Here is an 18395-nt window from a genome sequence, read left to right as displayed (position 1 = left end):
CGCCACCAGGCCATCCCGGCCGCCTCCGATCAGAACGCCGTGTGCCCCCGCCGATCTCGGCGGGGGCACACGGCGAAGCGGTCGGATCAGTCGATACCGGGGAGGATGTGCGGCTCCGCGAGGTCGTCCTCGTATCCGGCAAGCCGGATCGGGGCCGCCTTGGCCCACGAGTCGAGATTGCTCAGCTTGCGAGGCCGTCCGGCCCGCTCGCCGCCGCCGCGCTCCGCCGGTCGCTTTTCCTGCTTCGTCAGATCTGGTGTCACCGCGCACTCCTTTGTGTCGCGTAACGGAAGGACAAGGGCAGTTCGGTCGCGGTGGCGCCGGTTGTCGGGCGGGACCGCGGCCCTGGTTGCGAGCCTGTCCCGGGGCGGCTTGGGGGAGCTTGTAGATCCCTTGCGGCCGTCCGTTCGCCCCAGGTTAACCAAATGAGCGCGCCCGCGCTCGATGGGGGCAGGCGAAGGAGTGGATTTCGGACACTTGGTGACGGTGTGGGGTCACCACAAGGTCAGAGCGAGGTCAGATCGCGGTCAGGGCGGGACAGGACGAGGGCCGCACGAGGGCGGCACGAAGTCGACATCGGGAGAGCGCCAACTCCCCACCCGGACCGCGCCCATGGGCCTTTCGGGGACTTCGTGGGACCGTACGCGGATGACTTCTCGGCCGGCACAGGAGACCCCGGTGGCTCTGACGACCGGAGCCTCGCGGGGAATCGGGCTCGCGGTCGCGCACGCCCTCGCGGAGTCCGGGCACCGCCTGGTGGTCACCGCCCGTGACGCGGACGCGCTGCGGACCGCGGTCGGCGGACTCCGGGCCCGGGGCGCCGATGCGGTCGGCCTCGCGGGTGACGTGGCCGACCCCGGCCATGCGGAGGCCTGCGTGGCCCTGGCGGCAAGGGAGTTCGGGCGGCTCGACGTACTGGTGAACAACGCCGCGACGAACGCCCCCTACGGCGCGCTGATGGACGTCGACCTCGCCCGGTGACGCGACGCCTTCGCCCTGAACGTCGAGGCCGCGCTGCGCCTGACCCAACTGGCCTGGCGGGCCTGGATGGGCGAGCACGGCGGCCGGGTGGTGAACGTCTGCTCGGAGGGCGCCACCCATGTGGGACCCAACGTGGGCGCGTACGGCACGAGCAAGGCCGCGCTCCTGCACCTGACCGCCCAACTCGCGGGCGAACTGGCCCCCTTGGTGCGGGTCAACTCCGTCTCCCCCGGCCTGGTCCGCACCGAACTCGCGCGCTTCGTCTGGGAGGGCGCCGAGGAGCGGCTCGCCGCGGGCCTGCCGCTCGGCCGCATCGGGGAGCCGCAGGACGTGGCGCGGGCCGTCGCATGGCTCGTGTCCGACGCGGCCGAATGGGTGACGGGGGCGGACCTCCTGGTCGACGGCGGGACGAGGGTGCGCGCCGCCTCCGGCGCGGCCGCCTCGTACGCCGTGCACGAGCGGCTGCGTGCGGCGTCGGGCGAGAGCGAGGGCCAGATCTGAGGCGTCGGCCGGACGAAGACGACCAGCCTCAGCACCAGGAACCTGCCGATGCCCGCGATACCGGAGGCCCCTAGATAGACGGCCTGCTCACACAGGGCGCCCGGCTCGGGGCGCAGGCAGTGCAGCACCCCCATGGCGAGCGTGGTCACGGCGTACGCGGCCGCCGCGGTGGCGGCGCTCTGCAGATGGGTGCGCAGTCGGCTGCCGGCCCGCACCCCGAAGGTGAAGCGACTGTGCAGTTCGGTGGCGAGCAGGGTCGACGCGACGGTGACCAGGGCGTTGGCCACGGCCCACGGCAGCCAGGACGCCACTGCGACCACCGCGCCACTGGAGACGACGCCCACCCCGCCGCCGCAGAGCACGAAGCGCGCGAAGGCGGCCAAGGATCCGGGCCGTGCGGGGAGATGGCGTGCCGCTGTCTGCGTCATGACGGAAACCATACGGCCGTCTATGACGCTTGTATAGGTCGCTCGTATAAGACGGCCGTTTATGTGGTGGGTGCGGCCGTCCGGCGGGCCGCGAGGCCCTTGCCGGTCAGCCGGCCCGCCCTACCACTTGCCCGGTGCGTAGTCCTTCAGGAAGACGCCGTACAGGTCCTCGCCCGCCTCGCCGCGCACGATCGGGTCATAGACCCGGGCCGCGCCGTCGATCAGGTCGAGCGGGGCGTGGAAGCCCTCCTCGGCGAGGCGCAGCTTGTCGTAGTGCGGGCGCTCGTCGGTGATCCAGCCGGTGTCGATCGAGGTCATGAGGATGCCGTCGGTCTGGAACATCTCCTGGGCGCTGGTCCGCGTCACCATGTTCATCGCGGCCTTCGCGGCGTTGGTGTTCGGGTGGCCCGCGCCCTTGTAGCCACGGCCGAAGACGCCCTCCATCGCCGAGACGTTCACGACGTAGGCGCGGCCGCTCGACGCCTTCTTCGCGGCGTCGGCCATCGCCGAGCGCAGCGCGCTGATCAGGATGAACGGCGAGGTGTAGTTGCACAGCTGGGTCTCGAGGAGCTCCACCGGGGAGATCTGCTCGATGGTCTGCACCCAGGTGTTGCTGTCGACGACGTCCGGGACCAGGCCGCCCGCGTCGATGGCGGTGCCGTCGAGGTGCCGGGCGACGCTGGCGTTGCCCGCGACGAGGGCGAGGTCGGCGACCTTCTGCGCGTCGATGCCGCTGGTGCCGACGGGCAGCGCGGCCAGGCCGTCCACCGCGCCGGAGTTGAAGGCGCCGATGACGGAGTGGGCGGGCAGCTCCCCTGCGGGCAGCGGCGCGCTCTCGCCGTCGACCAGGGCGGCGTACGCGGAGGGCAGCCGGCGCACGGTCTGCGTCGCGTTGTTGATCAGGATGTCGAGCGGTCCCGCCGCGGCGAGCTGCTCGGCGAGGGCCACGGACTGGGCCGGGTCGCGCAGGTCGATGCCGACGACCTCCAGGCGGTGCAGCCAGTCCGCCGAGTCGTCCATCGCCTTGAAGCGGCGGATGGCGTCCTTGGGGAACCGCGTCGTGATGGTCGTGTGGGCGCCGTCGCGCAGGAGGCGCAGCGCGATGTACATGCCGATCTTGGCGCGGCCGCCGGTGAGCAGCGCGCGCTTGCCGGTGAGGTCGGCGCGGGCGTCGCGCTTGTTCCGGTTAAGGCGGGCGCAGTCCGGACAGAGCTGGTGGTAGAAGTAGTCGACTTCCACGTACCGGATCTTGCAGGTGTAGCAGGAGCGCGGGCGCTGGAGTATCCCCGCGAGCCGGCCTTCCTCGGTCTGCGACGAGGGCAGCAGGCCCTCGGTCTCGTCGTCGATCCGCTCGGCGGAGCCGGTCGCGGTGGCCTCGGTGACCGCCTTGTCGTGCGCGGTCTTGGCGGCCCTCCGCTCCTGGCGGCGGCGCTGCTTCACGGTCCGGTAGATGCCGGCCGTGGCGCGGCGCACCGCGATGGCGTCGGGGTGGTCGACGTCCAGCTTGTCCAGCTCGTCGAGCACACTGAGGCAGACGGCGAGACGGTCGGGGTCGATACCGGGGCCGTATGTGACGGCCTCATCGGCCGAACCGGCAGCCTCCAGGCTGTCTTCTGTCACCGTCATCGCCGCTGTCCTCGCGTCACTCATGCCGCGGCCGTCCGGGTGACCGCGAATGTTCCAGAGAAATGTTCCAAAGAAGGGAACTTTACGTAGCGACGGGTCCCTTTACCAAACTCGGGCCTTCGGCGCACGCCGCGACGAGCCCCGCGAGCTCCTCCCGCACGCTCCGGGCGAGAACGTCCAGGTCGGGCACGGCGGCCGCGTCCGCGACCAGACCGAAGTGCACCCGCCCCCGGTAGGTCGACACGGCGACGGCAAGCGCCTGCCCCTGGGCCAGCGGCGCGAAGGGGTACACCTCGGTGAGCGGGCAGCCGTCGAGCCGCAGGCCGAGGCTGGGCAGCGGGACGCTGGTGACCAGGATGTCGAAGAGCAGCCGTGCGGCCTGGGCGACGACGGGGCCGCCGATCCAGTGACCGAGCGGCGGCACATGATCGGCAAGCAGGGCGACCGCGCCCGCCCCGCGGTTCGGGCCCGCGTCCTTGTTGCGGTCCATGGCGGTGCGCACGGACCGCAGCCGCGCCAGCGGGTCCGGGTCGCCCACAGGCAGCCGGACCAGATACCCGGAGAGCCGGTTGCCCGGCGGCTGTGCGCCGCGCGGCCTGCGCCGGGAGACGGGAACCAGGGCGCGCGGCTCCACGCCCTCGCTGCCGTCGCCCCGCTCGTCGAGCCAGCGGCGCAGGGCTCCGGCGACGACCGCGATCAGTACGTCGTTGACGGTGCCGCCCACGGTCTTGCGTACGCGGTGCACATCGTCGAGGTCGAGCGCCACCCCCGCGGTGCGCCGGGTGCCGGTCGCGTCCGAAGTGAGCGCGTCCGAGGAACGTACGCCCAAGGTGGCGCGGGCGACGGAGCTGCCGATGTCCAGGGCCCGCCCCACGTCGGCGACGGTGTCGCGGACCAGGCCAGGCAGCTTGCGCGGGTCGGGCAGCCAGTCCCACCGGGAGGCGGCGGGCCCCACGGGCACGGGGCGCGCGGCGGGCAGGTCGGTGGGGTCCATCACCGCGGCCGCGAGCATCAGGGCCCGCAGCCCGTCGGCGAGGGCGTGGTGGAACTTGAAGAGCACGGCGAAGCGGGAGCCGTCCCGCGCGGGCAGCACATGCGCCTCCCACGGCGGCTTGCCGCGTTCCAGAGGGCGCTGCATCAGTGCGCCGGCGGCGGCGTGGAAGTCCTCCATGGGCTCGGCGAGCGTGACGTGGTCAAGGGGGTCGAAGCCGGTGGCGGTGGTCCGGACGGCCCCGCCGACCGGCAGCCAGACGGACCGTATGCGCAGGCGAAGCCCCGGCACGGCGGCGGCCCGGGAGGCGAGGAGCCGGGCGGCACGCTCGGCCGCGCCGGGCGTCTCGGCCTCGAAGACGCCGAGGGCTCCCAGGTGCATGGGGTGTTCGGCGGTCTCTATGTTCCAGAAGGCGAGGTCGAGGGGTGCGAGCAGGTCGGAGGTGTCAGCGGTCCGAGTCGTCGTCGTCACGTGTCTGCTCTCGCGTCGAGGGCGGTGCGGGGGGTGGGATGTGGAGCGAGCAGTCAATCGCCGTTGCGCGACTACGGTCAAGTACGATCAAGCTACGCACAGTTAACAACAGATTAAGGCCCGCCTCCCTGGGGAGGGCGGGCCTCGTGGGGCTGATGTGGCGTATCGATTACGTCACTCCAGCGGATTTCAGCGGCATCCGGCTTACGCCATGTGGCGCGGGCGGCGCCGCCTCACTTCAGGGCCGGCGGCGCCGCGTCCGCCGATGTGCCCCACGCGGAGGGCTTGTCGCCCACCGTGAAGGAGAGCTCGCGGGTGTCGCGGATGTCGTCGGTGGTCAGATACGTCTTTCCGTAGTCGGCGCCGTCCGTGCTCGCCGACTGGATGTACCGGTTGGTGTCCGAGGTGCCGGGCGCCTTCACCGTGAGGCGCCCCTTCGGGTAGTAGCGACGGTCGAGCGTGAGGTCGACCCGCTCGAAGACGGGCGTCGAAAGGCCCCAGGTGTCCGTGCCGGGCTGCACCGGGAAGACGCCGATCGACGACAGCACGTTCCAGGCCGACATGGTGCCGAGGTCGTCGTTCCCGGTCATGCCGGTCGGGGTGTCCGTGAACAGGGTCAGCGCGGCGTGCACCACGTCGGTGGTCTTCCACGGCTGGCCCGTCGAGAGGTACGTGTACGGAGCGATCAGATCCGGCTCGTTCTGCGGGTTGTACTTGTCCGCGTTGTAGTAGTCGTAAGGACCGTTCACCCACACCTCGCGCGCGGTCTTCGCCGGGTCCTTCAGGAGCCGCTCGTACGCGAAGAAGGAGTCGAGGCGGTCGTTGGTGGCCTGCTTGCCGCCGATCAGGCCGACCATGCCGGGCAGGTCCTGCGGGACGAGCCACTGGTACTGCCAGGCCGTGCCCTCGTGGAAGCCCTCGCTCTTGGCGGGGTCGGCGGGGCCGGTGAAGGCACCGGACGCGTCCCGCGCACGGAAGAAGCCGGTCGAACCGTCAAAGATCTTGCGGTAGTTCTGCGCACGGTCGGCATAGCGCTTCGCGTCGTCCTCATGTCCCAGGTCGCGGGCCATCTGGCCGAGCATCGCGTCCGAGAGGGCGTACTCCAGGGTCGCGGACGCGCCGTGGTCGTAGTCGGAGTCGCCGGGCTTGGCGTGCGGGCGGCCCTTGATGAATGGCGCGAAACCGTCGCTCAGGTATTCCTTGTTGGCCTCACGTCCGACGGGCGCGGAGTCGGCGGGCGGCACACCGTCCGCGTTCTTCTTCAGCGCGCGGTACGCCTCTTCCTCGTGCCCTTTCAACAGACCCTGCTGGTAGGCGTTGGTGAGGAACGGGGTGACCGGGTCGCCGGTCATGATGTTCGTCTCGACCGTGCCGTAGCCCCACTTGGGCAGCCAGCCGCTCTCCTCGTCGATCTTGAGGACGGACAGCGCCATGTCGCGCGACTCGTGCGGCGCGAGGAGCGCGAGAAGCTGCGCCTGGGTGCGGTAGGTGTCCCACAGCGACCAGTTCTGGTAGTAGGTGAATCCCCCGTCATCAGCAGTGCGGTGGGTCTTCTGGTCCCAGCCGGTGTAGCGGCCGTCGATGTCGCTGCCGATGTTCGGCGCGAGGAACGAGCGGTAGAGGGACGAGTAGAAGGTCCGGCGGACGGTCTCGCTGCCGCCCTTGGCCTGCACGTCGTCGAGCCGGTCCTCCCAAGCCGCTCGGGCCGCCTGCGCGACACGGTCGTACGAACGCCCGCCCTCCGCGCGGAGGTTGAGCGCGGCGCCCCTGGCATCGACGTACGAGAGCGCGGTGGTCGCCTCGACCGTGCGGTCCTTGGAGGTGTCGAACCTGACGAAGGCGCCGTTGCGCTCGTCGCCCGCCGACGACTCCTTGGAGCCCTCGGTGACGGTGTCGCCCTTCCAGGTGCCGGACGTGGTGAAGGGCCGGTCGAAGCGGGTGATCGTGTAGACCGTGTACGGCTTGGTGTCCTGGCAGAAGCCGCTGCCGGTGATCGCCGTGCGGACCGTACGGCTGTCGAGGATCTCGACCTTGGTGGAGCCCGTCTTGTGCAGCGACTGGCCCGCGTTGAGCAGGACGTTGGCCTTGTCGGTGGCGGGGAAGGTGTAGCGCTGGACGCCGGTGCGCTTGGTGGCGGTCAGCTCGGCGTCGATGCCGGACTTCAGGCCCACCTTGTACGCGCCGGGGCTCGCCTGCTCGTCGTCGTGGCTGAACTCCGCCGCGTACTTGGCGTAGTCCGTCTCCTTGACGTCACCCGTGGTGGGCAGGACCGGCAGATCACCTCCCAACCCGCAGCCGACACCGGAGAGATGCACGGTGGAGAAGCCGCGGATGTGGGTGTCGGAGTGGTCGTAGCCGGTGTTGTGGCCGGTGTCCGGGGAGAACTGGACCATGCCGAAGGGCACGGCAGCACCGGGGTAGGTGTTCCCCTCGTTCTCGGTGCCGATGAACGGGTTGACCAGATCGGTCAGTTGACCGTCCGCCGCCGGGGCGGCCTGCGCCGACGGAAGGGTCAGGGCTCCCCCGAGAAGCGCGGCCGCAGCCACCGCCACCCCGGTACCGCGTAGCCGTTGGGTCCATCTCATGGGTGGGAACGCCTCCTTGGACAACGTTGTCAGAGCGCCGAACGCGGTTATTCTTCGGGGGTGGCGTCGGGTGCGTCAAGGGGTGGGAGACGGCCGCGGCCTTCACTCGGACCGCAGCCACACCCGCAGCGGTCCGATCGGGGTGAACCCCGCGCGCACGGCCGCGTCCAGGCTGTCGCCGCTCTCGTACCCGACGACGGGCAGGCCGGGCCAGAGCCGGGCGACTTCCGTGAGGACACCGGCCCAGGCGGACTCCTCGCCGCCCGGGACATCCCCACGGGCGAACAGGTTGGAGACGCCGACCACCGAGTCGCTCCGGCTGACGACGGCGCCCGCGACGATCTCCCCCGCGGCGGACGTCCCGGCCAGAAACGTCGTGTCGTGGGACAGCAGCTCCGCGCGGAACAGACCGCTGCCCTCCTCACCGTCGCCCCAGGCCGTCTCCCACGCGGGCAAGGCGTCGGCGTCGCCGAGAGGAGCCCAACTCACGTATGCAGACTGGGACATGACCGCCTTGTCCGACGGGCGGTGGATCCACTGCGCCTCGAAGAGCACATCGAAGCCCAGCGGCGCCAGGTCCAGGCGGGCGAAGCTGTCCTTCACCGAGCAGCCGGGCGAACCGGTGTCGATGCGGGACACCAGGTCCATCGGCGATGCGTCAGGGGTGAGCGTCACGGCGTCGGGATAGAGCGGCGGGGTGCGCCGCGCGCTGCTCCAAGACCCGGCTCCGAACTCCCCCGACAGACCATGCGCGCGACAGACCGCGTCGCACCACTCGGCGTTGTTGCGGGCCGCGGCCCCTGCCCACTCGTTCGCTGTGATCACGGGGGTGATCGTGCCAACGGAGCGGCCGCCCGTCCACGGGATTTGCGCTCCGGCCCGCGCGGGCCGGAGCGCCACACCGTCTCAGGAGCCTCTCAGGAGCCGGGGCACCCCGCCGGGTCCGGCCGCGACACGTCGCCGATCAAGGACGCGTGCGCCGCCTTGAGCCGCTTCACATCGGGCTTGACCACCCTGCGGTCATAGGTGAGCAGACCGTTCAACTCGCCCTCCACATCGGAGATCTGGGTGTAGACGGCGCCGTTGCCGCCCTTGCAGGCGAGCGCCCGTACCTCGTCGAGCTTGGTGAGGTAGTCGTCCGTGTACGTCGCCGGGTCCACGTCCACGTAACTCTGCTGGACCGACCAGGCGTGGCCCGGCACGGCGAGTCCGAGGCCGCCGTACTCGCCGTTGACCAGGGCCCGTTCGCCGTCGGGGTGCGGCGGAAGGGCCGGGCTCGGATAGCCGTGCTCGTCCATGATGTCGCCGGTGCCGCCGTCGGCCCCCAGGTTGAGGCCCGACATGCCGTTGACCAGGCGGGTCGGGTCCCAGGACTTGGCCTGGTCGGCGATCCGGCCCTGGTCGTACTGGCCCCAGCCCTCGTTGAACGTGACCCACATGATGATCGAGGGGCTGCTCGCGTGCTCGTCGATCATCTGCTTCATCTCGCGCTCGTACTCGGCACGGGCCGCCGTGTCCGGGGTGCGGTCGGAGCGCATCGACGGCATGTCCTGCCAGACCATCAGGCCCAGCTTGTCCGCCCAGTAGAACCAGCGGTCCGGCTCCACCTTGATGTGCTTGCGGACCGAGTTGAAGCCCATCTCCTTGTGCATCTTCAGGTCGTACGCGAGGGCCTCGTCGGTCGGCGCGGTGTGCAGTCCGTCCGGCCAGAAGCCCTGGTCGAGCGTGGCCATCAGGAAGGTGGGCTTCCCATTGAGGACCGTGCGCGGAGTGCCGTTCACCTTCTCCACGGCGATGGAGCGCATCCCGAAGTAGCTCGCGACGCGGTCGCCGCCGACCGTCACCTTCAGGTCGTAGAGGAAGGGGTCGTCCGGCGACCAGAGGCGCGGCTCGGCGATCTTCAGCTTGAGCGGCTGTCCCGTCCGTCCGCTCGCCTCCGCGACCTTGGTCTTTCCTTCGTACGCGACTGCCTTGACCGGCAGGCCGTCGCGCACGCCCCTCGGCTCGACGGTGAGCTCCTTGGCGGCCACGTCGGGGGTGAGCTTGAGCGAGTCGACGTGGTCGGCCGCCACCGGCTCCATCCACACCGTCTGCCAGATGCCGGACGACGGGGTGTACCAGATGCCGCTGGGGTCCAGGCGCTGCTTGCCGACGGGCGGGTTCTCGCCGTCCTTGGAGTCGGTCGGGTCGTAGACGCCGACGATCAGTTCCTGGGTGCGGCCCGGCTTGAGGGCCTTGGTGATGTCGGCGCTGAACTTGTCGTAGCCGCCCTTGTGTTCGGCGACCTTGGTGCCGTTGACGTACACATCGGACTGCCAGTCGACGGCGCCGAAGTTGAGCTTGAGGTGCTTGCCGTCGCCGACCTTCCAGCCCTCGGGGACGGTGAACGTCCTGCGGTACCACATGCGGTCCTCGTGCCGTTCCACGCCGGAGAGCTGGGACTCGACGGGGTAGGGGACGAGGATCTTCTCGCCGAGCTGCTTGCCGAACGGGGGCTGCTCGCCCGCCTTCGCCGGGGCGAACTGCCAGGAGCCGTTGAGGTTGCGCCAGGCGTCACGGGTCAGCTGGGGGCGCGGGTACTCGGGCAGCGCGTTGTCGGGGCCCACCTCGTCGGCCCACTCGGTGCGCAGTTGGTGCTCGGAGCGGTTGGGGCCGCTGGTCCAGAACGCGGCGACCGCCTTGCCGTCGTCGCCGGCCAGACCGCCCTTGCCGTCGTAGCGCAGGTCGGCGGTGCCCTTCGCCGTGCCGCCCTTGTTGCCGACGACGGGCTCCTTCAGGCCGACGAGGAGCGCGCGCGGGTCGTCGGGGTCGGCCTTGACCGTGCCAAGCGGCCACTTCGCGCCGCCGATGACGGCTTCGATGTGGTCCGCGAGGCCGGCGGGCGGCGGGCGGAGCTTCTGTGCGAAGTCGAGCTTGAGGGTGCGGCCGTCCTTGAGGACCGTGGCGGCGATCGCCCCGTCGTACCCGTATCCGTCGGGGAGGCGGAAGGCCGACTGCGGGACGGCCTCCTTGGAGCCGCCGGGCTCGGTCCAGCGCAGATGGAGGTTGGAGCCGCCGTAGTGCTCGAAGTACTCGACCTTGATGTCGTAGGCCTGACCGGCCGTCAACTCCACTGGCTCGGCGGTCTGTTCCTTGTCCCAGTCGTCGACCCAGTGGTCGATGGCGAGCTTGCCGTCGACCCAGAGCCGGAAGCCGTTGTCGCCGATCATGGAGAAGGTGTGGGGTCCGGTCTTCTCCGGTACGACCTTGCCGGTCCAGCGGACGGTGGCGTCGTCGGCCTTCCCGGTGGCGAAGGAAAGGCGTGGGTCGAGGTTGTCGAAGTCGATGCGCGGGTCGAAGCCGGTGGCCTTGAGCTCGTGGAAGTCGAAGGCTCCGGGGGCGGACTGGGTGTAGTACTCGCCCTTCAGGCCGTGGACTTCGGGCGGTTCGTCGTCTGCGGCGGTCGCGGCCGGTACCGCGGTGAGACCGGCGAAGGCGAGCGCGACGGCGAGCAGCAGCATCAGTCGGCTGCTGGGTCTGCTGGGCCTTCTGGGTCGTACGGGTCGTCTCGTTCGGATGGGGCGCACGGATCCTCCTTGCTTGAAGCGGTGCTTGAAGGCTGAGGAAGGGTGGCGGCTCGTCGCTCCAGTCGGTACAACGAGTCTGTACAACGTTGGAAGGAACGGCAGTTGGCATGACAGCACGCCTCCCGGCGAGCTGTCCAGGGTCATGACAAGCGCCCCCGGTCGGGGGTGCATCCAGACGCAGGGAGCTGCACGTGCGGGTTAGCCTCAAGGACGTCGCGGAGCGCGCGGGCGTCTCCATCAAGACCGTTTCCAACGTGGTGAACAAGTATCAGCACGTCACCCCGGCGATGCGGGCCCGCGTACAGGAGGCCATCGACGAGCTGGGCTACCGACCGAACTTGACGGCCCGTCACCTCCGCAAGGGGCGTACGGGGATCATCGCGCTCGCTCTGCCCGAGCTGGGCAACCCGTACTTCGCCGAGCTCGCGGGCGCGGTCATCGACGCGGCGGCCGAGCACGACTTCACCGTGCTGCTCGACCACACACGCGGCGAGCGCGAGCAGGAGGTCCTGGTCAGCCAGGGCTTCCGGGCCCGGGTCATCGACGGTCTCATCCTCAGCCCGCTGGAGTTGGAGGCAGAGGACCTGCAGGGCCGGGAGGACGACGTGCCGCTCGTGCTGCTCGGCGAGCGCCAGTACGACCTGCCCTACGACCACATCGCGATCGACAACGTGGCGGCCGCGCGCACCGCCGTACGCCATCTCATCGGGCGCGGCCGCACCCGCATCGCCTATCTCGGCGCCCGCACCGACTCCGCGAACCGCCCGGCGCATCTGCGACTCCAGGGCTGGCGCGAGGAGTTGACGCAGGCCGGGATAGCCACGCCGGACTCCCTGGTGGGCCCGGTCGGCGGCTGGGACCGCTGGGACGGGGCGAAGGCGATGGCGCGGATGCTGGACGCGGGGGTGCGGCCCGACGCGGTCTTCGCGTACAACGACCTGGTGGCCATCGGCGCGATGCGGGTGCTGCACGAGCGGGGTCTTCGGGTGCCGTGGGACGTGGCGGTGGTCGGCTTCGACGACCTGGCGGAGGGCCAGTTCGGGGCGGTCACGCTCACCACCGTCTCGCCGGACAAGCAGGCCATCGCACGGCTCGCGGTGGCCTCGCTGCTGCGGAGCCTGGAGGGCGGCAAAGAGCCCGCCGGGCGTGAACTCACCGCGGAATTCCGGCTGGTGGAGCGCGAGAGCACACTGGGCCGACGCTGAGCCGGCGGCCGGCTGCCCGTGCGCGGAGGGTTTACAGCCCCCTTCCAACGATGTAAAAAGCTCCCCGTACCGCGAGTTGACCGCAAGTGCCGATCTTCCCGTGAGCGCTCTCAGCGCCGGGGCCGTGCCGTTTTGGGGACTCCATGAAGCCGACCACACTCCTCAGCCGTACCTCAGCCAGGACCCTCCTCGCCGCCGGTCTCGCCGCGAGCCTCGCGCTCGCCGCGGGTTGCGCCAAGTCCGAGGACGACAACGCCGGTGACAAGAGCTCCACGTCGCAGGACCAGGGCGACTCGGGCCAGGTCGTCTCGGAGCCGGGCGCGGGCAGCGGCGAGACCTGCGCGATCGATGCGTACGGCGGCAAGAAGCTGGACCTGACGACCGCCACCGTGGGCTTCTCCCAGTCGGAGAAGGAGGCCAATCCCTTCCGGATCGCGGAGACGGCGTCCATCAAGGCCGAGGCCGAGAAGCGCGGCCTCAAGCTGCTCACCGCCAACGCCCAGTCGCAGTTCTCCAAGCAGATCAGCGACGTCCAGGACCTCATCGCCAAGGGCGCCGACCTGCTGGTCATCGCGCCTCTGAACTCCGACGGCTGGGAGCCGGTGCTTCGCTCGGCGGCCGCCAAGCACATCCCGATCATCACCATCGACCGCAAGATCAACGCTAAGGCCTGCAAGGACTATGTGAGCTTCATCGGCTCGGACTTCGTCGAGCAGGGCAGGCGCGCCGCCGACCAGATGATCAAGGCGACGGGCGGCAAGGGCAAGGTCGCCATCCTGCTCGGCGCGGCCGGCAACAACGTGACCACCGAGCGCACCAAGGGCTTCGAGGACCGCGTCAAGGAGAAGGCCCCAGGACTGAAGATCGTCTTCAAGCAGACCGGCGAGTTCGCCCGCGAGAAGGGCCAGCAGGTCACCGAACAGCTCATCCAGTCCAAGCCCGACATCACCGGGATCTACGCCGAGAACGACGAGATGGGCCTCGGTGCGGTGGGCGCGCTCAAGGGCGCGGGCAAGAAGGCCGGTGACGTCAAGATCGTGACGGTCGACGGCACCCGCAACGCCGTGCAGGGCATCGTCGACGGCTGGATCTACGGCGTCATCGAGTCGAACCCGCGCTTCGGCCCGCTGGCCTTCCAGACGCTCGACACCTTCACCAAGGGCTCGAAGGTCTCGCAGGACATCGTCATCAAGGACGGCGCGTACACGAAGTCCAATGCCAAGTCGGACCTCGGCAAGGCGTACTGAGATGTCGTCAGGTTCCGACGTCCTCTCGGTCAGCCGCCTCACGAAGAGATTCCCGGGCGTACGGGCCCTGGACGCGGTCGACTTCACCGCGCGCGTCGGTGAGGTGCACGCCCTGATCGGCGAGAACGGCGCGGGCAAGTCCACGCTCATCAAGGTCCTGACGGGCGTGTACGCACCGGACGCGGGCGAGCTGACGTACAACGGCCGGCAGCTCGCCTTCTCCACCCCCCTGGAGGCCCAGCACGCGGGGATCTCCACCATCTACCAGGAGGTCAACCTCGTCCCTCTGATGAGCGTGGCCCGCAACCTCTTCCTCGGTCGCGAGCCGCGCGGGCGCCTCGGTCTCATCGACTTCCGCCGGATGCACCGCGAGGCGGCCGATGCCCTGCGGCGCCTCGGCATACGCGTCGACGTACGCCGCCCGCTGCGCGAACTGGGCGTAGGCACCCAGCAGATGGTGGCCCTGGCCCGAGCGGTATCGGTCGACGCGCGGGTCGTCATCATGGACGAGCCGACGTCGTCCCTCGAACCCCGCGAGGTCCAGACCCTGTTCGGCGTGATCCGCATGCTGCGGGACCGGGGCATCGCCGTGATCTACGTCAGTCACCGCCTCGAAGAGCTCTACGAGGTGTGCGACACGGTCACGGTGCTGCGGGACGGCAAGCGGGTGCATACGGGGCCGATCGCGGAGCTCGACCGGCTCCGCCTGGTGTCCCTGATGCTGGGCCGCGAGGTCGGGGACGTACGCGAAGAGGGCGTCACCAAGTTCACCGGCAGTCACGACGCGTCTGGCCAACCCGTGCTCACCGCAACGGACTTGAGGGTCCGCCACCAGCTGCACGGCGTCTCCCTCGACATCAGGCCCGGTGAGGTGGTGGGCCTGGGCGGCCTGCTCGGCTCGGGCCGCAGCGAGACGGCGAAGGCCATCGCGGGAGCGCTGCCGCCGGACTCGGGCCGCGTACTGATCGCCGGGGCGCCGGTCCACACCGGCTCCACGCCCGCCGCGATCCGGGCCGGCATCAGCCTCCTCCCCGAGGACCGCAAGGCCGAGGGAATCGTCCCCGGCCTCTCGGTCCGCGAGAACATCGCACTCGCCGCGCTCCCCCGCCTCTCCCGCTTCGGCCTGGTGGACGAGCGCCGCATGGACGCGCTGGTCGACACCTTCATCAAGCGCCTGCGCATCAAGGCGTCGAGCCCCCACCAGAAGGTGGGCGAACTGTCCGGCGGCAACCAGCAGAAGGTCCTCCTTGCGCGCTGGCTGGCGATGAACCCGAAGGTCCTGCTCCTCGACGAGCCGACGCGCGGCATCGACGTCGGCGCGAAGGCCGAGGTCCAGAAGCTGATCGACGAACTGGCCCAGGACGGACTCGGTGTCCTCCTGATCTCCTCCGACATGGAGGAACTGGTCGAGGGTTCGGACCGGGTGCTTGTCCTGAAGGACGGCGCGGTCGTGGCGGAGCTGACCGGCGATGCGGTCACGGAGGCCCACCTGATGCGAGCGATCGCGGCAGCCCCGTCCACCACCGGAGGCCCCCATGACTGACCTCGCCATCGGCCGCAAGGCGCTCGCCGACCGTGAGCACGCGCTCCGTCTCCTCCAGAACTACGGCGTCTACCTCGGCGTGGCCGTACTGCTCCTCCTGAACATCGCCGTGACCCCGCACTTCCTCTCCGCCGAGAACTTCCGCACCCAGGCCGTCCAGGTGGCACCCGTCCTCATCGTCGCCCTCGGCATGGCCCTGGCCATCGGCAGCGAGGGCGTGGACCTCTCCGTCGGCTCGGTGATGGCGCTCTCCACGTCACTCCTCTCCCTCTACCTCGGCTACGGGATGTGGATCGCGCTCATCGTCGCGATCATCGGCGGCGCCGTCATAGGCGTCGCCAACGGCTCGCTCGTCGCCTTCATCGGCGTCCAGCCCATCGTCGCGACGCTGGCCCTCATGGTCGCGGGCCGCGGGCTCGCCCTCGTGCTGCTCCCCCAGCTCAAGGACGTACGCGACCCGAACATGGCCTCGCTCGGCTCCGGCGACGTCCTCGGCATCCCCTACCTCGTCCTGATCGCGGCGGCGCTCGCACTGCTCGTCGCCTTCGTCGTCCGGCGCACCACCTTCGGCCGCCAGTTGCTCGCCATCGGCGACAGCCGCCCGGCCGCCCGCCTCGCGGGACTGCCCGTACGACGCGTCCTGATCCTGGTGTACGTCTGCTCCGGCGCGCTCGCCGCCGTCGCGGGCGTCCTGGCGACGGCCCGTCTCACCGCGAGCGACCCCACCTCGCTCGGCAACCTGATGGAGCTGTCCGCGATCACGGCGGTCGTCGTCGGCGGCACACCGCTCAGCGGCGGGCGGGTGCGGATCGGCGGCACCGTCGCGGGCGCCGTACTGATCCAGCTGCTCACCGCCACGCTCATCAAGCACGATCTGCCGCCGTCCTGGACGCAGATCGCCCAGGCCGTGGTGATCATTCTCGCCGTCTACGCGGCACGGGAGAGGGGCAAGCGGTGACCGGCACCGTGATATCCGAGGCACAGGCGAACAAGACCAGCGACGGCGAACCACCCACCGCGAACCGCTCGGAGCGGCTCAGCGCCCTGGCCCAACAGCACGGCGCCCTGGTCACGTTGGTGGTCGCCGTCATCGCGGCGTCCCTCAGCTTCGACACCTTCCTCACCGGTGACAACCTCGAGAACATGGCGGTCTCCTCCGCCTTCCTCGCCGTCGTCGCGCTCGGCATGACGTTCGTGGTCGTCACCGGCGGGATCGACCTCTCCGTGGGCTCCCTGTTCGCACTGGGCGGCGTGCTCGCGGCGTGGGGTTCGCAGTACGGGACGGCCGTGGCCCTGCTTCTCCCGCTGGCCGTGTGCGGACTCATCGGCCTCGTCAACGGCCTCCTGATCGCCCGCTCCCGGCTCGCCCCGTTCATCGTGACGCTCGCCGCGATGCTGGGCGCGCGCGGCATCCTCCTCTCCGTCACCGACGAGGGCTCCACGACCTATCTGGTCGACAAGGACTCGTTCTTCGCGACACTGGGCCAGGGAAAGGTCCTGGGTGTCGGGGCGCCGGTCTGGATCACCCTCGTCCTCTTCGTGGCCGGCGCGGTCGTCCTGCGCCGCAGCCGCTTCGGCCAGTACGTGTACGCGGTCGGCGGCAACGAGGACGCGGCGGCGCTGATGGGCGCCCCCGTGGCCCGCACGAAGATCGCCGTGTACACCCTGTCCGGGCTCTGCGCGGGCCTCGCGGGCGCGCTCAACGCGGCCTGGCTGGTCTCGGGCGTCACCATTCTCGGCTCGGGCATGGAGCTCGAGGCGATCTCCGCGGTCGTCATCGGGGGCACGCTGCTGACCGGCGGCTTCGGATTCATCAGCGGATCGCTCGTCGGCGTACTGCTCCTGAAGGTGATCCAGAACGTCATCAACCAGATCGGCTCGCTGGACTCCGCGTACCAACAGGTCGTCAGCGGCGCCTTCCTGGCGGTCGTGGTGATCGCGCAGACCTGGCTGGGCCGCAGGCGCCGGGTTCTATAGGGGTTCCTCTGGGGGTTCCTCTGGGGGCTCCTCTAGGGGCTCCTATAAGGGCACGGCCTTTCCTTTGCCCAGCGCGATCACGCCCGCCTTCGACACCGTGTAGAGATCCTGGTCCCGCTCCGGGTTGACCCCGATCGTCGCCCCGGGCGGTACGTCCACGTTCTTGTCGAGGACGGCACCTCGCACCACCGCACCCCTGCCCACGCGTACGTTGTCGTGCAGCACCGAGCCCTGCACGACCGCCCCCTCCTCGACCGTCACCCCGGGCGAGAGGACGGAGCGGGTGACCTGGCCTCGGATGACGCAGCCGGGGCTGACGATGGACTCGCTCGCGATGCCTCCCGCGCAGAACTTGGCGGGCGGCAACCCGCCGGAGTGCGTGTAGATCGGCCAGCGCCGGTTGTCCAGGTTGAACACCGGCTGGTCCGAGATCAGGTCCATGTGCGCTTCGTAGTACGCGTCGAGGGTGCCGACGTCACGCCAGTAGCCGTGGTCGCGCGCGGTCTCGCCCGGTACGTGGTTGTCGTCGAAGTCGTACAGCTGGGCCAGGCCGCGTTCGGTGAGCATCGGAAGGATCGAACCGCCCATGTCGTGCACGGAGTTGTCGTCCTCGGCGTCCTGCTGGAGCGCGTCGACGAGGGTCTTCGTGGTGAAGACGTAGTTGCCCATGGAGGCGAACACCTGGTGCGGGGAGCCAGGCAGGCCCGGCGGGTCGGCGGGCTTCTCCAGGAAGCGGTCGACCCGCGTGCCGTCCCGTGCGGGGGTGATGATGCCGAAGGACGACGCGTCGGCGCGCGGCACCCGGATCCCCGCGACCGTCACTCCCGCGCCGCTCTCGAAGTGCTGGCCCAGCATCTGCCGCGGGTCCATGCGGTAGACATGGTCGGCGCCGAACACCGCGATGTAGTCGGGCTGTTCGTCGTGGACGAGGTTGAGGGACTGCAGGATCGCGTCCGCGCTGCCCGAGTACCAGCGCGGGCCGAGGCGCTGCTGGGCCGGGACCGGGGTGACGTAGTTGCCGAGCAGGCTCGACATCCGCCAGGTCGTGGTCACATGCCGGTCCAGGGAGTGCGACTTGTACTGGGTCAGTACGCAGATCCGCAGGACGTCGCCGTTGACGAGGTTGGAGAGCACGAAGTCGACGAGGCGGTACGTGCCGCCGAACGTGACCGCTGGTTTGGCCCGGTCGGCGGTGAGGGGCAGCAGGCGTTTGCCCTCCCCGCCGGCCAGGACGATTCCGAGTACCGAAGGTCCACCGCGCATCGCGCCGCCCC

At 70.2% G+C, this 18395-nt stretch carries 13 protein-coding genes and 1 pseudogene; 7 read left to right on the top strand and 7 right to left on the bottom strand.

Annotated elements, in window-relative coordinates; all coding sequences use genetic code 11:
- Positions 1-86: 86 nt before the first annotated feature.
- A complete protein-coding gene (locus AB0G47_RS22705) occupies positions 87-263 on the bottom strand; it encodes a hypothetical protein (protein WP_360772763.1) in 177 nt (58 codons plus the stop codon).
- A 385-nt stretch (positions 264-648) separates the two neighbouring features.
- Between AB0G47_RS22705 and AB0G47_RS22700 the strand changes: the two are divergent.
- Positions 649-1482: pseudogene (locus AB0G47_RS22700) on the top strand (SDR family oxidoreductase).
- A gap of 132 nt (positions 1483-1614) precedes the next feature.
- Entirely contained in the window at positions 1615-1947 is a 333-nt protein-coding gene (locus AB0G47_RS22695; RefSeq protein WP_360772760.1) for a hypothetical protein, read from the top strand.
- 83 nt (positions 1948-2030) lie between these two features.
- On the opposite strand, the gene AB0G47_RS22690 is transcribed toward AB0G47_RS22695, so the two are convergent.
- From AB0G47_RS22690 to AB0G47_RS22670, 5 genes are all read right to left on the bottom strand, one after another.
- Complete coding sequence (locus AB0G47_RS22690; protein ID WP_360772757.1) at positions 2031-3536, bottom strand: SDR family NAD(P)-dependent oxidoreductase; 1506 nt, start codon at positions 3534-3536, stop codon at positions 2031-2033.
- Between the two features lie 82 nt (positions 3537-3618).
- Complete coding sequence (locus AB0G47_RS22685; protein WP_360772755.1) at positions 3619-4998, bottom strand: wax ester/triacylglycerol synthase family O-acyltransferase; 1380 nt, start codon at positions 4996-4998, stop codon at positions 3619-3621.
- 233 nt (positions 4999-5231) lie between these two features.
- Positions 5232-7583 carry a GH92 family glycosyl hydrolase gene (locus AB0G47_RS22680; RefSeq protein WP_360772752.1) on the bottom strand — a complete coding sequence of 784 codons (2352 nt, stop codon included), beginning with the start codon at positions 7581-7583 and terminating at the stop codon, positions 5232-5234.
- 102 nt (positions 7584-7685) lie between these two features.
- The gene (locus AB0G47_RS22675) at positions 7686-8405 is read right to left on the bottom strand and encodes a hypothetical protein (protein ID WP_360773199.1); all 720 of its coding nucleotides are present in this window, start codon (positions 8403-8405) and stop codon (positions 7686-7688) included.
- Positions 8406-8500: 95 nt separating this feature from the next.
- Complete coding sequence (locus AB0G47_RS22670) at positions 8501-11083, bottom strand: PA14 domain-containing protein (protein WP_360772750.1); 2583 nt, start codon at positions 11081-11083, stop codon at positions 8501-8503.
- A 257-nt stretch (positions 11084-11340) separates the two neighbouring features.
- On the opposite strand from AB0G47_RS22670, the gene AB0G47_RS22665 reads away from it, so the two are divergent.
- The 5 genes from AB0G47_RS22665 (at position 11341) to AB0G47_RS22645 (ending at position 17121) form a co-directional block, all read left to right on the top strand.
- Entirely contained in the window at positions 11341-12354 is a 1014-nt protein-coding gene (locus tag AB0G47_RS22665; protein ID WP_266872709.1) for a LacI family DNA-binding transcriptional regulator, read from the top strand.
- A gap of 143 nt (positions 12355-12497) precedes the next feature.
- Positions 12498-13601: an ABC transporter substrate-binding protein gene (locus AB0G47_RS22660; protein ID WP_360772747.1), complete on the top strand. Its 1104-nt coding sequence runs from the start codon at positions 12498-12500 to the stop codon at positions 13599-13601.
- 1 nt (position 13602) lies between these two features.
- Positions 13603-15144, top strand: coding sequence for a sugar ABC transporter ATP-binding protein (locus AB0G47_RS22655; protein ID WP_360772741.1), 1542 nt, complete (start codon positions 13603-13605; stop codon positions 15142-15144).
- Positions 15137-16102 carry an ABC transporter permease gene (locus AB0G47_RS22650; RefSeq protein WP_360772738.1) on the top strand — a complete coding sequence of 322 codons (966 nt, stop codon included), beginning with the start codon at positions 15137-15139 and terminating at the stop codon, positions 16100-16102. Before AB0G47_RS22655 ends, AB0G47_RS22650 begins: the two co-directional genes overlap by 8 nt.
- Before the next feature lie 11 nt (positions 16103-16113).
- The gene (locus AB0G47_RS22645; protein ID WP_360773197.1) at positions 16114-17121 is read left to right on the top strand and encodes an ABC transporter permease; all 1008 of its coding nucleotides are present in this window, start codon (positions 16114-16116) and stop codon (positions 17119-17121) included.
- A gap of 42 nt (positions 17122-17163) precedes the next feature.
- Here the strand turns inward: AB0G47_RS22645 and glgC are convergent, their stop codons facing one another.
- Positions 17164-18384: a glucose-1-phosphate adenylyltransferase gene (glgC, locus tag AB0G47_RS22640; RefSeq protein ID WP_360772735.1), complete on the bottom strand. Its 1221-nt coding sequence runs from the start codon at positions 18382-18384 to the stop codon at positions 17164-17166.
- Positions 18385-18395: the final 11 nt, after the last annotated feature.

Source organism: Streptomyces sp. NPDC021622 (assembly GCF_040640795.1).
GTDB lineage: Bacteria > Actinomycetota > Actinomycetes > Streptomycetales > Streptomycetaceae > Streptomyces.
This window is presented reverse-complemented; position numbering and strand designations above follow the sequence as displayed.

Coding starts and splice junctions, on each gene's coding strand:
- AB0G47_RS22695 (WP_360772760.1), top strand. CDS start 1,615: ATGGCGAGCGTGGTCACGGCGTACGCGGCCGCCGCGGTGGCGGCGCTC.
- AB0G47_RS22690 (WP_360772757.1), bottom strand. CDS start 3,536: ATGACGGTGACAGAAGACAGCCTGGAGGCTGCCGGTTCGGCCGATGAG.
- AB0G47_RS22680 (WP_360772752.1), bottom strand. CDS start 7,583: ATGAGATGGACCCAACGGCTACGCGGTACCGGGGTGGCGGTGGCTGCG.
- AB0G47_RS22670 (WP_360772750.1), bottom strand. CDS start 11,083: ATGCTGCTGCTCGCCGTCGCGCTCGCCTTCGCCGGTCTCACCGCGGTA.
- AB0G47_RS22660 (WP_360772747.1), top strand. CDS start 12,498: ATGAAGCCGACCACACTCCTCAGCCGTACCTCAGCCAGGACCCTCCTC.
- AB0G47_RS22655 (WP_360772741.1), top strand. CDS start 13,603: ATGTCGTCAGGTTCCGACGTCCTCTCGGTCAGCCGCCTCACGAAGAGA.
- AB0G47_RS22650 (WP_360772738.1), top strand. CDS start 15,137: ATGACTGACCTCGCCATCGGCCGCAAGGCGCTCGCCGACCGTGAGCAC.
- glgC (WP_360772735.1), bottom strand. CDS start 18,384: ATGCGCGGTGGACCTTCGGTACTCGGAATCGTCCTGGCCGGCGGGGAG.